Annotated in this window: 3 protein-coding genes; all 3 read right to left on the bottom strand. The window is 31.6% G+C overall.

What is annotated here, in order from left to right; genetic code table 11:
- Window positions 1-625 (bottom strand): hypothetical protein (locus tag WKI47_RS15540; RefSeq protein WP_340228072.1); only part of this gene is annotated, 625 nt, incomplete at its 3' end.
- A gap of 143 nt (window positions 626-768) precedes the next feature.
- Window positions 769-1,131 (bottom strand): hypothetical protein, encoded by a 363-nt coding sequence (locus WKI47_RS15535; RefSeq protein ID WP_340228071.1) that lies wholly within the window; start codon window positions 1,129-1,131, stop codon window positions 769-771.
- 308 nt (window positions 1,132-1,439) lie between these two features.
- Window positions 1,440-2,696, bottom strand: coding sequence for a PIN-like domain-containing protein (locus tag WKI47_RS15530; protein WP_340228070.1), 1,257 nt, complete (start codon window positions 2,694-2,696; stop codon window positions 1,440-1,442).
- Window positions 2,697-2,714: the final 18 nt, after the last annotated feature.

Here is a 2,714-nt window from a genome sequence, read left to right as displayed (position 1 = left end):
AATCAAAAAATGAGCCAATACTTGCTTCATTTCTTTCAATTTCCTTGCCCACTTTTTTTATTTGCGTTTTTAAAGAATCAAATGCACTTTTTTCGACATTTTCCATTTGTTTAATATAAGAAATGACGTCTTCTTCTAAAGACAACAATTTTTCTCTAAGATAACTTGGCATTTGATAATATCTAGAATCATTTTTGATTCGCATCCAGACTTCAAATTGAGTAAAATTCCGATTCCTTCGTGCTGGATTAAATGATATTTGCACCACCTTATTGTTAGACAAATCTTTAGAAAGACTTTTGAATTCAATAAGCAAAGGCTCATAAATTGTTTTCTTATTTATTATCGCACTTTTTATATGATTACTTTGAATCAATGAATATATAGTAACAAAATAAGTGATAGCTCCACCCACAGTAGCTCCTAATAATGATGCAAGTATAGCTACACTACCTGAATTATCAAGAAATTTAAAAACATCTACATTGGATGAATCGAAAGCATTAATCAAGAAATTAGATAAAACTGCAAGAAGTAAAATTAAAATAATTATCAAAACAAACCTTAATATAATTGGATGTTTTAATCTTACTTTTGCTAAAGATGTTTTTAAAGATTTACTCATTTTAAGCCTCCCTTTTTTAATGATTTCACATAACGTTCCCTTATTCACGACCCGGTGCATACCGGGTGTCCGACGACTGTCGGACCCAGGACGTATGTCCGCAGCGTGAATATTTTGTTATATGAAGTTACCTACTCCTTGGATTACTTTCTAAAACTATTGTCATGTGTAGTTGCGATTCGTATCTGAGGATTTGTTTGAATAATTAAGGTTACAAATGCACTTTCATCATTCATCTCTACAATCAGTCTTTCTACATCTTTATCTTTTTCTATCGTAAGCCCTTTTACATCTTTGAATCCCAGTGAATAAATCTTTCGCTCATTTATGGTTAGATCTATAGAGAATGATTGGTATGCCGGACTAATCGTGCAAGACAAAATATCACTCTCTCTTTGTAGCTTGAACGTTAAGGTGTTGTAGAACCAAGGTATATCTTCATCCATTAATTGTGGCTCAGATTCGAATAATGAAATCAATTCATATTCTTCTGGGAGTGGATTCATCTATTACTCCTTTTCTTTTTCGCACTTGGTAATTTTATATAACGTTCCTGTATTCACGACCCGACGTATGTCGGGTGTCTGGCGAATGCCAGACCAAGGACAAATGTCCGTAGCGTGAATATACTGTTAACTGAAGTCATGTTCTTTTACAATCTTAGTTAATAGGATTTTTAATTCCTTTTACTTATTAAAAAGTTAAACATAAAAACAGCTACAATAGAGACTCGAAAGTCACCAATTGTGGCCGTTTTAATAAGTCAATTCAATTATAAAAGCAATAGAACATCTTAGCATAAATACTTAATTCATTATCGTTTTACCCAACTTTGAGTTGTTGTTGGCCTTCCCTCATCATCCACAGTATTAATTCTTCCAAATTGCTCTATCAATAAAAGTTCTTTACCTTCGCTTAGCACTCGTCCTACAGCTTTATTTAAGGCCACACCTACAAGATACCTTCCACCAATTAAAAACCTAACAAGCTCAACTGTTGTGAAAACTTCTTCCATTTGCTGCACTGCTTCATCAACTTCTTCAAAATCAATCTCATACTCCTCCAAAATATCTAAAGCTTGACGAAATAAAATATTTACTTGGTCTTTCTGCAATGCTTGCTTATCATCCAATAGCGCATCTATTTTTCTTATATTCTCTAATTCTTTTGTTACTTCGTTTACTTGCTCTTCAGAAACTTTAGCATTTAAATACTTTCTTGCATAATTAAGAAAACTATCTGTCCTATACATGTAAAATTTTTGATTTGTCTTTTCCAAAAACTCTTGTACTAAATGGGGCTGAGGTCTTTTTATTAGTTTTCCTTCTTTTTGCCACCAATCTGCCTTCTTTTCTTCAGTGATAAATATTATAGGTTTGGGATTTTCTTCAGAAGAAGCTTTATCAATAATTTGTTTCCATAAAATGAGATCTCCATAAAGTTGCTGATATTTCATATGTCCGTATGTTCTATTATTTTTCTTATTAGCATCGTCTTTATCTTCAAATCCTGGCGGGACATTATCTAGGTACCGAAGTTCTCCCTCTTTTTGAATTTCATCTATTTTTTCTTGATTATAAGCTTCTCCAATTATTCCGTTTAAAAGATCTTCAAGTTCACGTTTTGTATCTTGTGAATCAGGTAGTTCTTTTAAGCTTTCATCAATTTTCCGTATTAACTCATCATTTAAGTCTTTCAATTTATCTTTATAGAACTCTAAATTTTGTAAATGAATATACGGATGTTCACTAGTAACATTACCGAATATAGTATCAGCTTGCTTTTTTAAATCTATTATTTTTTTTTGAAGCAACTTATAACCTTCAGTTTGTTTTAGCATGCTACCTTCGTAATTGTGAAAATATTCTAATGCTACCTGGTGAGGAACCCATAATCTATTTTCTTCTTTTAATTTTTTTAAAATATTGAAAAATCCTTTTACAGATTCGCTTGTTGTGTACTTATAAAAATTCAACAGAATATTTGTATCAACAACAAAAATCGCGTGACTCCATAGTTCATTGTATTCTTCTTGAGAATAATCTATAAATCCTGCAAACATATTTTTCATTAGACATCAACTCCTATC

The sequence above is a fragment of the Saccharibacillus sacchari genome, from assembly GCF_037722395.1.
In the GTDB taxonomy this organism is placed as follows: domain Bacteria; phylum Bacillota; class Bacilli; order Paenibacillales; family Paenibacillaceae; genus Saccharibacillus; species Saccharibacillus sacchari_A.
This window is presented reverse-complemented; position numbering and strand designations above follow the sequence as displayed.

Bases quoted from the DNA above. Each gene is read 5' to 3' on its own strand.
- WKI47_RS15535 (WP_340228071.1), bottom strand. From the start codon at position 1,131: ATGAATCCACTCCCAGAAGAATATGAATTGATTTCATTATTCGAATCT.
- WKI47_RS15530 (WP_340228070.1), bottom strand. From the start codon at position 2,696: ATGAAAAATATGTTTGCAGGATTTATAGATTATTCTCAAGAAGAATAC.